A 16,296-nucleotide genomic window follows, 5' to 3' on the forward strand; every position below is an offset into this window, starting at 1 on the left:
CGCTGCTCCTCTTTTAAAACAGTGGACAGCGTCAAGAGTGGTAGAAGCTTCAGTTACCTTCCTTTCTGTTTTGCAGCCGTTCAATTTGTTGGGAAGTCAGCCCGGTTGTCTCCGAAATCACCCCTACCGAAATTCCTTTTTTCAGCATATTCAGGGCGACTTTCGCTATTCCTTGCTCAATACCTTTTTCAATTCCCTCGATAAGCCCCTCCTCTCTTGCGGTATCCAGTGAGTTCTTCAGGTCGCGGTAGTACTTTAGGCTGTCCTCATAAGAACGTACCTGTTCCGGTGTGAAACGTGCGATCTCGGCTGTTTCAAACAGTTTATTAAATATCCGTTCCCTCAGTTTATCCGGCACTCTGTCCAGTTTGTTGAGGTTACGGATAACATAGAGCCATTTATCAAACCTTGTATCCAGTTCCTCTACCGTCTTGTTGAATTTAGGCATTTCCAGGTAGATGAAGGTGAGTTTGTTGTAGAACACTTTATGAGACTCGGTATCCGTCAGCTTTACATCATAGCGGTACTTCTCCGGTTGCGCTTTGTCTTCATCAAACACAAAATCCAGGATAGCCACTGTGTAAACTGCTTTTAGCTCATAATTCCAGTCAGCTCGTTTGGCCTGCTCCCGTATCGGGAAGGTAGCGTAATAGACGGTCCTGTCTTTGAAGAAGTTCTGCTTGGTCTTCTGCAACTCTACAATAAATTTCTCACCCCGCTCATTCTCACAATAGATATCAAAGATTGCTTTTCTGTCTAACTCCGAAGCACTTAAATTTTCATTTTTCAGGTACGTCAGTTCTACAATCTGCCCTTGTTCTTCCTTAAGCATTTCGTTCAGGAAATCCAGCAGCAGGTCTTTGTTGGGTTCTTCTCCAAACAGGCGCTTAAAGCCATAGTCGGTAAAGGGGTTGATATATTTTTCAGTAAACTCAGCCATAGCACAATCTTATACCCAAAGATAAAATTTTTCATGCAACTACTTTATTGTTTTTGAATTACAGGACGAACTGACCAATCATCGGTTCATACTAGCACAACCATTGTACTTATATGCGAAATGTTATCCTGCTGCACCAGTCACCACAGCCGCTGCTCCTGCGAAGGCTGTATTTTGAGGAGCAGAGGCAATGGTGGCAGCTACAGATAAGGTTTAGGGCTCTATTCTGCTACTCTTCTGCCGGAGAACCCGGTAGCGCAGCCATAGAAGTAGGATTTATACGTAACATCCAAGCCTGCACTTTTAAAAATTTCAGCTGCTTGCTTTGCATTCCGGAACTGGTTGGTGTATTTCCAGAGCATGCGGTATTCCCTCGGATTTCCCAGAAGCAGTTTGCCTAAAATCGGTATCACCTTCCCAAGGTAAAACCCATAAAGCAGTTTCAAGATGAGATTATCCGGTTCAGATACCTCCACAAACGAAAACTGTCCGCCTGGCTTCAGGATTCGTTTCGTTTCGGTTGCCAGCACTTTCAGTTGCTCGCTATCGAATGTTTTTAACCCAAAGGCACAGGTTACAATATCAAAATGCTTTTCCGGAAGCTGGTTTTGCAGGATGTCCTGCTGCAGAATGGTTACCTGCCTGTTAAACTTTTCCTGGTTTTTCTTTTCAGCGTAGCGCAGCATGCCAGCCGAAAAATCGAGGGCCGTTAACCGGGCATTGGGCAGCCTGTGTTTCGTAGCTTCCCAGGTTTCGCCCATGCCGGTCAGTAAATCGATTATTTCAATTTTGTCGCTGGATTTCTGGAAGGGATGCAGGAATTGGGTACGCCAGCGGATGGAGAAGCCAAAGGACGTGATGTAATTCATGCGTTCGTAGGAACTGCTCATCCTGTTGAAGAGCCCTTTTACAAAATCCGGGTTGTAAATATTATCTGTCATGCAGCAGAAAAGGCTGTTAACCGGACAAAGTACGAACGAAAGCGGAGGAGAATTAAAAAAGAAAAGTGTGCGCACGGGGAGATTCGAACTCCCACACCCGAAGGCACCACCCCCTCAAGATGGCGTGTCTACCGATTTCACCACGTGCGCTGGTAAAGGTGGAGGCAAAAGTAGTCAGTCGTTTTTAGATTTGCAACTACTTTGGCTACTCCACCCATAAAAAATCAGCTGCTTTTTTCATCACAGTTTTACCTGCTCCTGCAACGTATTGATCTACACACTATTTAGCTTAAACTCGGGAATGAAAAATTTTACAACTAAGAGTAACTGTTCATCCGGGGCCCTCTTACCTACAGTTTCATCGTTAACTTACGCGCTCCTCGGCTGGGGAAGGGGCCCTATTTAAGCGCGGCCGCGTTTTCGCTTCCGTCGCTGTCTACATGAACCTGCCCTCGCTCCGCTGCGGGCTGCTGAGCAGAGCTCAGCACCGGAACATGTAGAAGGCTCCTCCTGCGAAAACTGGAAAGGTTTTTTCCTTCGAACTTAGATCAATAGTATACTCTGTGTAGCAATATGACTTTCAGCAATTAAAATCTGTTTTATATCGAGTTCACCCTATTTAGCTTTAGCGGCCAGAGTATATCGTATGCCAAGAAAAGTTCTGCGCCCTTGCAAAGGAGCATAGTTATACTCGGTGTCGAAGGTGTAATTCTCCGGGTTGTTCTCGGTAACCCGCTTATCAAATGGGTCGAAAGGCCGCATGAGCGGATCTTGCGGCATAAAGTTGAAAATGTTTTTCACTCCGCCATATAGTTCCAGCCCGTTTGCCAATGCTTTGGTCAGCTGCAGGTTCTGGAGCGTAAACCACGGCGACTTAGCTGGCCTGAAATCATTTTCCTGCACCGGCAGATGCATGGGGCCTTTCACTATGCCGGTATAATCCAGGGTAAGGCCCGCTGCTTTAAAGGCATAGGTTGCTGAAAAGGTACCGGAAAAGTTTGGCGCATGCAGTTGCGGCACTTTTACATTTTCCCCCTCCCCGTCCGGTTGCTCCACCTGGTACACATCCATCAGCGTAACACCCGCATGCAGGCGCAACGGAAACTGAAAGGCCGCTTCGGTGTTCAGCGCCACACCCTTCGAAATGGCATGGCCGCTCAGGTTGTCGTAAATAATCAGGTTGTTGTCCGTCAGGAAATCAGCGACAATTTTGTTGGTGAAGTAGGTGTAGAAAACGCTTCCTTCCAGGTTCAGGTAACCGCCGCTCAGGTTGATGTAGCGCTGGTAGTTCAGGTTGGCATTGTACGACTGCTCGGGCTTCAGCTCGTTCTGTATCACCACCTCGCGCGCTCCGGTAAGGGCGGCATGGTCTTCGGTAAAAAGGTTTACTACCCGGTAGCCTTTGCCCATGCTCAGCCGGAAGGTGTTATCCTGGTCAGGCGACCATTTCAGGTTCAGCCTTGGCGTCAGGATGCTGCCGTGGTCGGAGTTGTAGTCGTAGCGAAGCCCTGTGAGCAGCGTGGTGGTAGCGGAGGCTTTGTATTCATTCTGCACAAAGAGGCCCGGAAGCGATGTATGCACCGGGCTATTAACTGCTGTACCGGCCACCATAGCCGCTGTTGCTGGGGTGTTGTCGTCGTAGTAGGTGTAGCGGTAAGCGGAACCCAGCAACAGGTTGTTTTTTTTGCCCAGTGGTTTGTCCCAGACCAGTTGCCCGAACAGTACGCGCTGCAGCCCCTTATAGCTGGTACTGCCGTAGACGGAGTTCTGGTCGTGGTCGTTGTACGAGAAGCTGAACATGACATTTTCCGGCACCGGCAACTGGTAAGCTCCCATCAGTTCATACCGCCGCGTGTACACCGACTCCCCGTAAATGCTGTCGCCACCCCGGAACGCCGGCGTCCACTGCAACTCCCCGCCGAAGCGGTCTTCGTAATAGTAGCGGGCTGCCAGGCTGGCCATACGGTTTTCTTTGCGCAGGAAACCCCACTTATTAAACACGGATATGCGGTGCTGCAAGGGTATATCGGTAAAGTTATCCGCATTCACATCGCGCCTGTCCCCGAACCGGTAATAGTTGGTACTCAGGATAGTGGAAGCCTTGGCCCAGCGGTGGCTCAGCCCCAAGTCAGCGTTCAGTTCTTTATGCGAGGTATAAAAAGCATCTGCCGATACCACTGGCGCTTTGGCCGTACTTTTCGTGATCACGTTGATAAGCCCGGCTACGGCTTCAGAGCCATACAGTGTGGAGGCAGGCCCCTTCACCACCTCTACCCGCTCAATCATGCTGTTCGGGATACCGCTCAGCCCGTACACCGTCGACAGCGCACTCACAATGGGCATGCCGTCTATCAGCACCATGGTGTAGGCCCCTTCCATGCCATTAATATGAATATCGCCGGTGCCGCACACGTTACAGTTTATCTGGGGCTGCACACCATTCACCACCGAGAGCGCCTCAAAAAGCGCAGGCGTCGGGTTCTTCTGGAAAAACTTAGGCGTGTAAATCTCCACCGGCACCGGCGACTCCAGCAGGAAAGTCTCGCGCATCGTGCCCGTCACCACCACTTCGTTTAGCCGGGCTGTCTCTTGGTGCAACCCTGCCTGCAGCCGGCTCACCTGCCCTTCCGCTACGGTTACTTTTTTCTCGAACTGGGTATAACCCACTGCCGATACGACCAGGGTATAACTTCCTGCCGGTACCTGCTTCAGCTCGAAATAGCCGTTTACATCGGCTGTGGTGCCGAAACCGGCATGGCGTAATCCTACACTGGCAAAGGCGACAGGTTCACCCCCGGCTGTTACAGTACCCCTGATGCTTCCATGTTGTCCGTATACAGCAGTACCTAAAAAAACCATCAACAAGGATAAGTATATTTTCATCATAAATTTTAAAGTTACTTTCAATTAATATACGAAACTATGAAAATTTAATTTTAGATTAACCTAAAAACTTAAAAAATTGTTTTATTTTTTTCTGATTCACCTGATACAGTGCCACTTCCTGATATTTTTCAGATTTTATCCCTGTTTGTTCAAAACTTTAGAACCTAATTGGTAGCCTGAAGTGTTGCAACTAAAAGGCTGCTGCGATATTTCTGAGCGTGATAAGTATCATGAACAATTCCCTTCAGGTTTAGCACTTTCAGGAGCTATTATGTATCTTTAGCATAGGTAGCAGCGGAACACCACTGCGCTTCTTATAGCCATTCAGAAACAGTATATGAGCATAGAGATAAAAGGACTGACAAAAGCATTCGGAAAAAAACACGTTCTCCGCAATCTTAACCTTACTATTGAAAAAGGCCAGTGTTACTGCCTGCTGGGCAAGAATGGCGTAGGCAAAAGCACCTTCCTGAACTCTATCCTGGACCTGATTAAACCCGATGCAGGCACCGTACAACTGATGGGCAAAACGTATGCAACCGACAGCCTGGCCATAAAACAGGACTTGGGCGCTTTGTGCGAAGACAACCCGCTGATTGAGGAGTTTACAGGTTTCGAGTACCTGAACTTTGTAGCCAAGCTCTACCACCTGCCACAGGAGGAAGCCGCCCAGCGCATCAACAGCCTTACCAACTATTTTTTTACCGAACGAGAGTCGCTGCACAAGAACATTGCCGGCTACTCTACCGGCATGAAAAAGAAAGTGGGCATTGCAGCGGCCATCCTGCACAAGCCGTCTGTCCTCCTCCTGGACGAGCCTTTTACCGGCCTTGATCCCATTGCGGCCCAGTTGCTGGTAAAACTTATCCGCAGCTACAGCACACCCAACCGGATCGTGCTTATCTCATCGCACGACCTGAACTATGTGGAGCGGCTGGCGACGCATATCGGTGTACTCAACGACGGGGAGCTGATGTACAACGGATCGGTGCAGGAGTTCACGATGAATGGCGAAAACCTGATCGACCAGGCCTTGTTCCAGTTACTGTTGCCACACCACGTTACGGAAGCCGACATCGACTGGGTGCTTAACTAAGAATACACACGATGGAGTTATTACAATTTGCCATAAAAGCGAAGTTTTCCGGTTTTTTCCGGCAGCAGCGGGCTCAGCGCATCTTCTTCCTGGTGCTGGGACTGATTGCAGCCGGATTCTACAGCTGGATGTTTGCTTTTATGATGGAACAGGCACAGGAAAGCGATATGGCCGTAACTACCACCAAAGTGTTGAGCTACGCTAATCTCCTGCTGCTTGCGTTAACCATTATGCGGGGCTTTTTCCCGGCTTATATTCCCAAAAGCGACCTTATCCCGCGCATTTACCCGGTAAAGGCAGGCACTAAGTTTATGGTGGAAACGGCAACAGAACTCACGTCGCCTTATTATTTTGTGCTGCTCTGTTTTCTAGGGCTGCTGTTTACCTTTTCCGCCGACTACACGCTTGTACACCTGGTGCAAAGCCTGCTGGTCATCCTGACCGCACAAGCCACCCGCAGTTCCATACAACTTTTTATCGAGCGCAGGATCAAGTGGCTTGGCAAGGACTTTTTTACCGCTGCTACCGCAGCAGCAGGCTTCGTGGCCATTCAGGTCCTGTACCCCATGTACGAGCCCGCTGCCACAGCTGCTTACCTGGGCGTACATGCCGGCGCGTTGCTGTTTTTAGTTGCCGCTAATTATTTCCTGGAGCAGGCTGCCTATGAACCAAAGCAGAAAGTGGTACACTACAGCCACAATGCCCGCCGCAGCCTGGGCTGGCGCTTGTTTAACAACCACAAGCTGGCCAAACAGATGAGCATGTTCGCCCTGGTGCTGAAGGTACTCATTCTGGCAGCCGATGCCATTGTGTACTCCAAGAAAGGAATTCACCTGTACGATAAAAATATGGCCCTCTGGTTGTTTATGGGGCCACTGATCCTGTATACCTATGTGTTCAACAACATCTGGGGCTTTTACAGGAACCTGTGGCTGACAACCGAACGCACCAGCGGCCGATTATTAGACTTCCTGAAAAGCAGTTTACTGCCCCTGCGCATCCCCCTGCTGATCGATGCTACGATTGTTGCTATTTATTTGGCTTTCTTTAACCACGGCGAAGCCGTTTTCATTGTGTCGATGTACCTGGTTTCGGTACTGGTGCTCACGCCTATCGGGATCGTTTCTTCTTTTGTAGCGCCCAAAACGGTGCGTGGCGGGGTGATGAGCTTCAGCGCCAAAACATCGTACCTGTACACGTTCCTGTCGATGTTTATAGCAGGGCTGCTGTTTCTGCCCATTCTGCACCCGGTACTCTACCTCCTGTACCCCCTCCTGGTGGGGCTGGTGCTGTTTGCGCTGGTAGCAGTACTGCGGGAGTACACGGCTTATAAATACAAGATTTTTGGAGCCTTGTATAAGGTGGAAGGATAAATAAAAAAAGCCGCCTGCACATGAAGCACAGGCGGCCTTTTTATTTGTGATCCCGCTGGGATTCGAACCCAGGACCCATACATTAAAAGTGTATTGCTCTACCAGCTGAGCTACAGAATCAGGTAAATTGGTGTTGATGAAAAAGCCCCTCCAGCTACACGGAGAGGCTTTTTGTTTTAGTGATCCCGCTGGGATTCGAACCCAGGACCCATACATTAAAAGTGTATTGCTCTACCAGCTGAGCTACGGAATCAGGTAAAATAAAAGCTGTTAAAAAAGCCTCTCCGGTTAAACAGAAAGGCCTTTTTTGTGAAGTGATCCCGCTGGGATTCGAACCCAGGACCCATACATTAAAAGTGTATTGCTCTACCAGCTGAGCTACGGAATCTTTTTAGTAACTTGCATGCTCCGGGCGTCTCCCTGAATTGCGATGCAAAATTAACAGCAATCTGAATAAATGCAAAGTCTTTGGTTCAAATTATCGGCCTTTTTGCTCCTTTTTTTAATTTCGGTTACTGAACCTGCTTATAGTCAGCCAGATAAATCAAGCATAAATAAAGCAGATTCTTTATTCCAGCAACAGGAATACACGGCCGCCTTTGCTATTTATGAGCATATCCTCCGGCAGGAACAGCTTTACTCGCCGCAGATGCTCCTGAAAATGGCTTTTATAAAAGAGGGACTCCGCGACTATACCAGCGCCATGTATTACCTGCACCTGTTTTACACGAAGCAGCCCAGCCGTTCTGTATTAAAGAAGATGGAAGAACTGGCACAGGCACACCGCCTGCAGGGGTACGAGTACAGCGACCTCCACTTTTTCAAGACCCAGTTCAGCAAACATTACATGCGCATCCTGGAGCTGCTGCTGATCAGTGCAGTCGTTTCAGTAACGGTTATGTTTATCAGCTGGCGAAAAGGGCATCGGTTTACCAAAACATTCCAGGTAGGTTTTGTCCTCTACCTCCTGTTCATCATTTATTACGTGAACTTCCTCAGCCTGGGCAATGCCGGCATCATTAAAAACAACCATGTAGCCATCATGTCTGCCCCCTCAGCAGGCGCCAAGTGGCTGGCCACTGTTTCGGAAGGGCATAAAGTAGCGCTCAAAGGGGAACAGGATATCTGGTACGAGATCCGCTGGAAAGGAAAGCCAGCTTTTATCAGGAAGCAGAACATCCTGGAGCTGCCGTGAGGAAGTTTGAGAGTTTAGGAGTTAGAGAGTTTGGGAGTTAGAAAGTTTAGGAGGTAGAGAGGTAGAGAGGTAGAGAGGTAGAGAGGTAGAAAGGTAGAAAGGTAGAAAGGTAGAAATTTTGTAGGGGTTGAAGATTTTCAACCCTGTAACAGAGAGGTAGAAAGGTTGGGGTATGGCTGTAGAGACGCGGTGCCCGCGTCTCCTGCACGACCCACAGACAAACCTTAAATTACCCACCCTAATCCTGTTAATCCACTAATCTGGTTAACCCTGGTTCAGACAAAAAAATTCCTTTCTGCTCCTGCCACCATTGCCTCTGCGACCGCTGATGGTAGTGATTAATGATGGGTGTGATTTTATGTTTGTTTGAATCAGGATTTACGGAATTTCAGGATTTTCAGGACTTGGTTTGTCTGAACAAGATTAATAAGATTTAAGGAATAACAGGATTGGATTTGTCTGTGGATCGAGAAAGGGTTGAAAATCTTCAACCCCTACAAAAATCTCTACCTCTCTACCTCTCTACCTCTCTAACTCCCAAACTCCCAAACTTCCTACCTCTTTTTCAAAGGGGAATCCTTCTCTTTTGCCATCACGTTGTAGACAAGTTTGTCGGCGAGGCTGGGGAACCATTTGTTGATCAGAACGGCCATTTTGCCCTGCATGGTCATCACCAGGTCGCGTTTGCGTTTGATGGTTGCCTGCAGGATTCTGTCTGCCACTTCTTCGGCGCTCATCATTTTTTCTTCTTCGCGCGGGGTTTCGCCTTGCTGTTGTCCGTTGGCAGCCAGGGCTGTGTTGCGGATGTTGGAAGCTGTAAATCCGGGACAGGCCAGCAGCACGTGCACCCCCGAGTGCAGCAGTTCGGTACGGAGCGTTTCCAGGAAACCATGCATGGCAAATTTGGAAGCGGAGTAACCCGTGCGGGCCGGTAAGCCCCTGTAACCGGCAATGGACGAAATACCGATAATCGAGCCTTTGGATTCCTGGATGTAGGGCAACGCAAATTTGGTGGTGTAAACGGTGCCCCAGAAGTTAATGTCCATCACCTTGCGAAGCACATCCAGCTCCACATCCTGGAACAGTGCCCGCATAGAGATGCCGGCATTGTTGATGAGGATGTCCAGGCCGCCGAATTTATCTACTGCAGCTGCCACCATTCGCTCACAGTCTGCTGCTGCACTTACATCGGCTTTGATGGCCAGATTCTCGATGCCGGCAGCGCTCAGTTCCCGGGCCGTTTCCTCCAGCCGCTGCGTATCGCGCCCCGAGAAAGCGACTTTTGCTCCTGCCCTGCCAAAGGCAAAGGCACAGGCTTTGCCAATACCGGATGTACCGCCGGTTATTAAAACTACTTTGTCTTTCATGTTGCTATTGGCAGCAGAGCTTCTTATTCTTGCTGCTGCCATTGCAAAGCTACAACTTCTGTGCAAAAAACTGTTCAGGAATTGTCCCGGTGCCTCTCAAACCCAGGGCGCAAACCTGCTGCCGAAGTTACCACTCCCTCTGTTGAAGAATGCTTTAATCGGTGATTAACAGCTTCCGGGTAGTGCTCCAGTTGTTGATGCTGATCCGGAGGAAATAAACGCCTTTCGCCAGGGTGGCTGTTGAAAGAGATATGCCTTCCTGTGCCGCTGCTGCCGGCAACGCTTTGATTTGTACCTGTTGCCCAAGCGAATTTTGTAGCACCAGTTTCAGGGTACCTCCCCCTTCCACTCCGGTGATGGTAACGATAATATTGCTTCTGCCAGGGTTCGGATAAACAAGAACGTCAGGACTTGTCTCCAGTGCCGGGACTGTGCTTAAGGGACTGCTGTCGCCAAATACCTGGGCGACGCGGTTTCTGCCGGTGCCGTCGTAGGAGGTAAAGGCGCCACCCAGCAAAAACTTCCCATCCTGCTGCATTTTGATGGCATGCACTATTCCATTTGCTCCTGCCCTTGTATCAAAACCGGTGTCGAGGCTGCCGTCCCCATTCAGGCGGGCAAAGCGGTTAACGGAGATCCCACCATATTTTGTAAAATCACCTCCCAACAGAATTTTTCCATTTTCATGAAGCAACACCGTGTGAACAATAGCATTAGCCCCTGCTCCGGGATTAAAATCAGTATCCAGGCTGCCATCACTGTTCAGGCGGGCTATGCGGCTGCGGGCAGTGCCGTTGTAGGTGGTAAAATTTCCACCAATGATAAGTTTCCCATCCGGCTGCACCTTCACCGTCCGGACATCGGAGCTTGCCCCTGTTCCCGGGTTAAAACCGGTGTCGAGGCTTCCGTCGGTATGGAGGCGGGTGATCCTGGAACGGGAGGTTCCATTAAAGGTCGTAAAGGTCCCTCCTGCTAAAATTTTTCCATCGCGCTGCACGGCAAGCGTGTACACGGTGTTACTGGCTCCTGTGCCGGGATCGAAACTGGAATCGAGGCTACCATCACTATTCAGACGGGCGATGCGCGTACGGGCAGTTCCATTGAAAGAAGTGAAGGCGCCGCCAAGCAGCACTTTTCCATCTTCCTGCAATACAATGGTATGCACAATACCGCTTGCTCCTGCACCCGGATCAAAGCTGCTATCCAGGCTGCCATCTGGGTTCAGGCGGGCAATCCGGGACCTGGAAGTTCCGTTAAAGGAGGTAAAAGACCCACCTATAATTATTTTGCCGTCCGGCTGTAAAGCTACAGCACGTATGTCTCCGCTTGCGGCAGTACCGGAAAGAAAACTGTTATCGAGGCCCCCGTTTGCGTATATGCGGGCAATGCGGTTTACCAGGATGCCGTTGTAAGCTGTAAATGCTCCCCCAATCAGTATTTTTCCATCGTTCAGTAAAGACGTGGCATACACAATACCATTCGCACCTGCCCCCGGATCAAAATCTTCGTCGAGGCTCCCGTCGGGTTGCAGCCGTGCAATCCTGTTTTTCACGACTTCGTTATAAACCGTAAAGGTGCCGGCGATAATAACCAGACTGTCGCTTAGTAAAGCAGTTGTGTATACCGCCCCTCCTGCGCCTGCTCCGGGATCAAACGTTGTATCGAGGCTTCCGTCGGCGTTAATACGGGCAATCCTGTTTCGGCCAGTACCATTAAAAGTGACAAACTCGCCGCCCACAATCATTTTACCATCGTTCTGAATTGAAATGATCTGAACCGTTGCACTCGCTCCGGTTCCGGGAACAAAACCGGTGTCGAGGCTGCCGTTTGCCTGCAGGCGGGCAATGCGGGCTCTGGAGGTGCCGTTAAAGGTGGTGAATGAACCGCCGATCACAATCCTGCCGTCAGGCTGCACTTTAGCAGTATATACAGTGCCGCTTGCCCCTGTACCGGGCGTAAAAGAAGTATCAAGGGACCCATCGGCGTTCAGGCGGGCGATGCGGTTAATCCCTGTTCCGTTATAAGAGGTAAAAGCCCCGCCGATGATTACTTTACCGTTTGCCTGAACCGTGGCTGTGTGTATGATACCGTTGGCGCCCGAACCTGGGTCAAAGCTGGCATCCGGGCTGCCGTCGCTGTTCAGGCGGACCATGTAATTTTGTTCTCTATTATTAAAAGTGGTAAAAGAGCCACTGACCAGGATCTTTCCGTTGTCCAGTAAATTTATGGTCTGCACTAGCGCATTGGCACCCGCTCCGGGGTCGAAGCTGGTGTCGAGGGTACCGTCAGGGTGTAAGCAGGCAATCCGGTTTCGGACGGTGCCATTGTAGGAGGTGAAATTTCCAGCGATAAGCACTTTCCCGTCAGGCTGCAGTACTATTGCGCGGACCTCCCCATTCGCACCGGAACCGGGCATAAAGCTTTGGTCGAGGCTGCCATCAGGATGCAGGCGGGCAATCCGGCTGCGGGCAACACTATGATAGGTGGTAAAAGAGCCACCGATCAGCAGTTTGGCATCGTTTTGCACTGCCACCGCCCGTACAGTATTACTCGCACCCGAACCGGTTCCAAAACCTGCGTCCGCCGGGTTAAAAGCAGGGTCGATAGCGCCTGGCTGGGCCTGTGCGGAATAACTATTTGCCAGGAAGGCAAGTAGGGCTGAAAGAAATCCGGAAAACAGGAATGTTGTAAATTTCAGACGATGCATAACCAGCAAAACATAGCTACTTATAAAATTTATCCTATAAGCATTAAGCTGTGCTGTTAGTTCCAGGCGCCATACTTAAATAGTACAATTATTTTTCACAGCAGAAAATGGTGCGGAAAATTAGAGATAAAACGATGATTTCCTGTTGATGCTCGTGGTTAAACATATTAGTTTTCGGCAGTGCAGACCTGTCCCAGGTAAACTGATAACGCCTGAATTAATGATAAGCCATCTCTTTTGTCACCTCACCATTACTCCCCCTACCACTCCTCCCGAATTTTCCGTAATTTTGCATCATCGTGAGAAAGCAGAAGAAAAAACAGAAGTTCGAGCTCATCGAGCAGATTCGGATAGAAGAGATGGTGGCGGAAGGCAAATGCCTGGCACGCCACAACAACATGGTTATTTTTGTGGACGGCGTGGCCCCCGGCGATGTGGTGGATGTGCAGCCGACCAAAAAGAAGAAAAATTTTATGGAGGGGAAGCCTGTGCGCTTCCATGCCTACTCGGAGCTGCGGGTGGAGCCATTCTGCGAGCACTTCGGGTTGTGCGGCGGCTGCAAATGGCAGCACCTGGACTACGACACGCAGCTGTTCTTTAAACAGAAGCAGGTGAAAGACAACCTGGAGCGGATTGGCAAAGTGCAGCTTCCGGAATTTGAACCGATACTCGGCTCTTCCAAAGACCGTTTTTACCGAAACAAACTGGAATTCACCTTCTCCTGGAACGGCTGGCTCACGAACGAACAGATACAGTCGGGGCAGGAATACGAGCGGCGGGCGCTGGGCTTCCATATGCCGGGCCGCTTCGATAAAATACTCGACATCAAAACCTGTTACCTGCAACCCGACCCGTCGAATGCCATCCGGCTGGCGGTGCGTGATTACGCCCGCGGGCTGGACCTGCCCTTTTACGATGCCGTGCGGCAGGAAGGCTACTGGCGCAATGTGGTTATCCGGACTGCCAATACGGGTGAACTAATGGTGATAGTGCTGGTGAAGTACGACGAGCCGGAAGCGCTTTTCGGACTGCTGGATCTCCTGCACGAGCGCTTCCCAGAGATTACCTCGCTGCAGTACGTGATCAACACCAAAATGAACGACACCTTCCACGACCAGGAGGTGATCTGCTACAAAGGACTGCCTTACATTCACGAGGAGATGGAGGGAATCCGGTTCCGGGTGGGGCCAAAGTCGTTCTACCAGACCAACGCGGAGCAGGCCTACGAACTGTATAAAATCACCCGCGAGTTTGCAGGCTTAACGGGCTACGAACTGGTGTACGACCTTTACACAGGCGCCGGCACCATCGCCAATTTCGTAGCCAAACAAAGCCGCGAGGTGATTGGTATTGAGTATGTTCCCAGCGCTATCGAGGACGCCAGAATAAACTCCGAAATCAACAACATCACCAACACCACCTTCTACGCCGGCGATATGAAGGACATCCTGACGGACAACCTGATCACGCGGCACGGCAAGCCGGATGTAGTCATCACCGATCCGCCGCGTGCCGGCATGCACCCCGATGTAATCGAAAAGCTGCTGCAGGTAGAAGCGGAGCGCATTGTCTACGTAAGCTGCAACCCCGCCACCCAGGCCCGCGACCTGGAACTGCTGTCGGAGAAGTATGACGTGGCGCGGGTAAAACCGGTGGATATGTTCCCGCAAACGCACCATGTGGAGAATGTGGTGCTGTTGAAGTTTAGGAGTTAGAGAGTTTGGGAGTTTGGGAGTTAGAAAGTTTGGGAGGTAGAGAGGTAAAAGGTAGAATTTGTAGGGGTTGAAAATCTTCAACCCTTTTAGGTGGGGTTGGAGAAATAAGAAAGAAAAATTTATTGCTTGGCGGGATTTGTAATCCCGTCTTAACTGAGCTGCCGGATTTGTAATCCGGCTCCAAATAAAAAAGTATGGAAAACGATCCGGAATTAAATGGCAAATACCTGGGCACTATCTCGAAGGATTTTGCGGTAGTAGCCGAGACTTTAAAGGAAGCATCGTACCAGGTGCGTAAGCGGCAGATTTCGAAGTACCCGATCTTTGTCTTCAGCCGCGTGCAGGTACCGGTGGGGGCGCTGCTGATTGCAAAAGAAGACCTGGCGCTGGAGTGGCATGTAAATGCTTCGTACCTGGAAGATTTTATTCAGCACAAGTTAGTGACCGAAGACCACCGTGCAGATTTTGAAGCCGCCTACAAAGATCCAGATGAGTTCTGCTGCCTCTTCGTGGTAGACCAGGACTTCACCAATTTTGTGTTTATTCCTTACCCGGAAGATTGATTGTCTGAATCACGGATTTAGTGGATTACACGGATGGCACGGACTAACCATACCTGAGAAATCTGTGAAATCTGTGTAATCCTCTAAATCCGTGATTCTGACAGACAAAAAAGTCTGCTGCTGCTCCCACCATTCCCTCTGCTGCTCTATCAGGCAGAGCAGCAGCTAAAAAATCCGGTTAATCCGCTTCTTCCCGCAAATCCGTGATTCAGACAGTTTAGAAATGCTTCCAGCCCTGGGCCTGCAGTGGGAAAGCTTGTCCGTGTTTGTTCGCCAGGTTGATGCCTTCGCTTTTGTCGGTGATCTTGCCGATGATGCTGATGTCGGGGTGATTTTTTACCTTGTCGTATTCTGATAGCGGCACCGTGAAGAGCAATTCGTAGTCCTCTCCCCCGTTCAGGATGCAGGTGATCGGGTCGAGGTTAAATTCCATGGCAGCTTCCAACGTTTGCTCGTCGGCTGGAAGGTTATCTTTGTAAATAGTAGCGCCAACGCCTGACTGCGTGCAAATGTGGAATAATTCTGAGGCCAGTCCATCTGAAATATCGATCATGGCGGTAGGGTTTACATCCCGCTCCTTCAGGTCATACACCACATCCATCCGCGCTTCCGGACGCAGCTGTCGCCCTACGATATATTGTTTGCTTTCCAGTTCCGGCTGCATGTCAGGGTTCGCCATAAAAGCCTGCTTTTCGCGCTCCAGTATCTGCAGCCCCATATAGGCTGCTCCCAGGTCGCCGGTTACACAAACCAAATCGTTTACCTGGGCACCGCTGCGCAAAACCGCTTTTCCTTTTGGCACTTCGCCAATCGCTGTTACACTGATCACCAACCCTGCGTGTGACGAGGTTGTATCGCCGCCCACCAGGTCTACTTTATAATTTTCGCAGGCCAACCGGATACCTTCATACAATTCCTCTACTGCTTCCACCGTATACCGGGCGCCTAAGGCAATGTTCACCGTAATTTGGGTTGGTTTGGCAAACATGGCAGCAATGTCCGATACGTTTACGGCTACGGCTTTATATCCCAGGTGCTTCAGGGGGCAGAATGTCAGGTCGAAATGGATGCCCTCCAGCAGCATGTCACTCGACACCACCAGCTGCTTTTCCGATGGTTCCAGCACGGCCGCATCGTCGCCAATGCCTTTGATGGTAGAGTCCTGCTGCAGCTCAATCTTGTCTTTTATCAGCTTGATCAGGCCAAATTCGCCCAGTTCGCTTAAGGGAGTATAGTTGCTCATATTCGTCTTCTGCTGTTTGAGGTGCAAAGGTAAGGAAAAAGAATTTCTGTAGGGACAGGCGCGATTTAATGCCACTGACTAAAGGAGCTGCTGTTACGCCGGCTACTACTTCTGTTCTCCTTTGTGAAGCTAATCTTGTAGGTCCAAAAGAAGAAAAATACTGCTTCAAGTTTCCAACTTGGAGCTTTTTATACAGCAAGTTTTCAACTTGCGAGCACATGCAGGCCGGGAAATCCCGCCACGAAAGCTGAAAGCTTTCTCAATTTATAC

Annotated in this window: 11 protein-coding genes and 4 tRNA genes; 5 read left to right on the plus strand and 10 right to left on the minus strand. The window is 50.0% G+C overall.

From position 1 onward, the window contains the following. Positions 1-49: 49 nt before the first annotated feature. From DCW36_RS15090 to DCW36_RS15105, 4 genes are all read right to left on the minus strand, one after another. The gene (locus tag DCW36_RS15090) at positions 50-940 is read right to left on the minus strand and encodes an Rpn family recombination-promoting nuclease/putative transposase (RefSeq protein WP_114782393.1); all 891 of its coding nucleotides are present in this window, start codon (positions 938-940) and stop codon (positions 50-52) included. A 221-nt stretch (positions 941-1,161) separates the two neighbouring features. Next, complete coding sequence (locus DCW36_RS15095; RefSeq protein ID WP_114782394.1) at positions 1,162-1,881, minus strand: class I SAM-dependent methyltransferase; 720 nt, start codon at positions 1,879-1,881, stop codon at positions 1,162-1,164. A 68-nt stretch (positions 1,882-1,949) separates the two neighbouring features. Then, positions 1,950-2,031 (minus strand) — tRNA-Leu (locus DCW36_RS15100). A 465-nt stretch (positions 2,032-2,496) separates the two neighbouring features. After that, complete coding sequence (locus DCW36_RS15105; RefSeq protein WP_114782395.1) at positions 2,497-4,767, minus strand: TonB-dependent receptor; 2,271 nt, start codon at positions 4,765-4,767, stop codon at positions 2,497-2,499. A 337-nt stretch (positions 4,768-5,104) separates the two neighbouring features. Here DCW36_RS15105 and DCW36_RS15110 point away from each other — a divergent pair, with 337 nt between their 5' ends. Both DCW36_RS15110 and DCW36_RS15115 read left to right on the plus strand, forming a co-directional pair. Further along, positions 5,105-5,863 carry an ABC transporter ATP-binding protein gene (locus tag DCW36_RS15110; protein WP_114782396.1) on the plus strand — a complete coding sequence of 253 codons (759 nt, stop codon included), beginning with the start codon at positions 5,105-5,107 and terminating at the stop codon, positions 5,861-5,863. Between the two features lie 11 nt (positions 5,864-5,874). Further along, positions 5,875-7,236: a hypothetical protein gene (locus DCW36_RS15115; RefSeq protein WP_114782397.1), complete on the plus strand. Its 1,362-nt coding sequence runs from the start codon at positions 5,875-5,877 to the stop codon at positions 7,234-7,236. Between the two features lie 47 nt (positions 7,237-7,283). Here the strand turns inward: DCW36_RS15115 and DCW36_RS15120 are convergent. The 3 genes from DCW36_RS15120 to DCW36_RS15130 form a co-directional block, all read right to left on the minus strand. Next, a tRNA-Lys gene (locus tag DCW36_RS15120) sits at positions 7,284-7,356 on the minus strand. A 60-nt stretch (positions 7,357-7,416) separates the two neighbouring features. Next, a tRNA-Lys gene (locus tag DCW36_RS15125) sits at positions 7,417-7,489 on the minus strand. 62 nt (positions 7,490-7,551) lie between these two features. Then, positions 7,552-7,624 (minus strand) — tRNA-Lys (locus tag DCW36_RS15130). Between the two features lie 273 nt (positions 7,625-7,897). Here DCW36_RS15130 and DCW36_RS15135 point away from each other — a divergent pair. After that, entirely contained in the window at positions 7,898-8,431 is a 534-nt protein-coding gene (locus tag DCW36_RS15135) for an SH3 domain-containing protein (RefSeq protein WP_240676194.1), read from the plus strand. Between the two features lie 554 nt (positions 8,432-8,985). Here DCW36_RS15135 and DCW36_RS15140 read toward each other — a convergent pair. Both DCW36_RS15140 and DCW36_RS15145 read right to left on the minus strand, forming a co-directional pair. After that, positions 8,986-9,798, minus strand: a complete 813-nt coding sequence (locus DCW36_RS15140) for an SDR family oxidoreductase (RefSeq protein ID WP_114782399.1) — start codon at positions 9,796-9,798, stop codon at positions 8,986-8,988. 154 nt (positions 9,799-9,952) lie between these two features. Next, positions 9,953-12,505 (minus strand): T9SS type A sorting domain-containing protein, encoded by a 2,553-nt coding sequence (locus tag DCW36_RS15145; RefSeq protein ID WP_114782400.1) that lies wholly within the window; start codon positions 12,503-12,505, stop codon positions 9,953-9,955. A 299-nt stretch (positions 12,506-12,804) separates the two neighbouring features. Between DCW36_RS15145 and rlmD the strand changes: the two genes are divergently transcribed. Further along, positions 12,805-14,220 carry a 23S rRNA (uracil(1939)-C(5))-methyltransferase RlmD gene (gene rlmD, locus DCW36_RS15150; RefSeq protein WP_114782401.1) on the plus strand — a complete coding sequence of 472 codons (1,416 nt, stop codon included), beginning with the start codon at positions 12,805-12,807 and terminating at the stop codon, positions 14,218-14,220. A 194-nt stretch (positions 14,221-14,414) separates the two neighbouring features. After that, positions 14,415-14,783 (plus strand): hypothetical protein, encoded by a 369-nt coding sequence (locus tag DCW36_RS15155; protein WP_114782402.1) that lies wholly within the window; start codon positions 14,415-14,417, stop codon positions 14,781-14,783. 217 nt (positions 14,784-15,000) lie between these two features. On the opposite strand, the gene thiL is transcribed toward DCW36_RS15155, so the two are convergent. Next, positions 15,001-16,026: a thiamine-phosphate kinase gene (thiL, locus tag DCW36_RS15160; RefSeq protein WP_114782403.1), complete on the minus strand. Its 1,026-nt coding sequence runs from the start codon at positions 16,024-16,026 to the stop codon at positions 15,001-15,003. Positions 16,027-16,296: the final 270 nt, after the last annotated feature.

This window comes from Botryobacter ruber (assembly GCF_003347595.2).
Taxonomy (GTDB): domain Bacteria; phylum Bacteroidota; class Bacteroidia; order Cytophagales; family Hymenobacteraceae; genus Pontibacter; species Pontibacter ruber_A.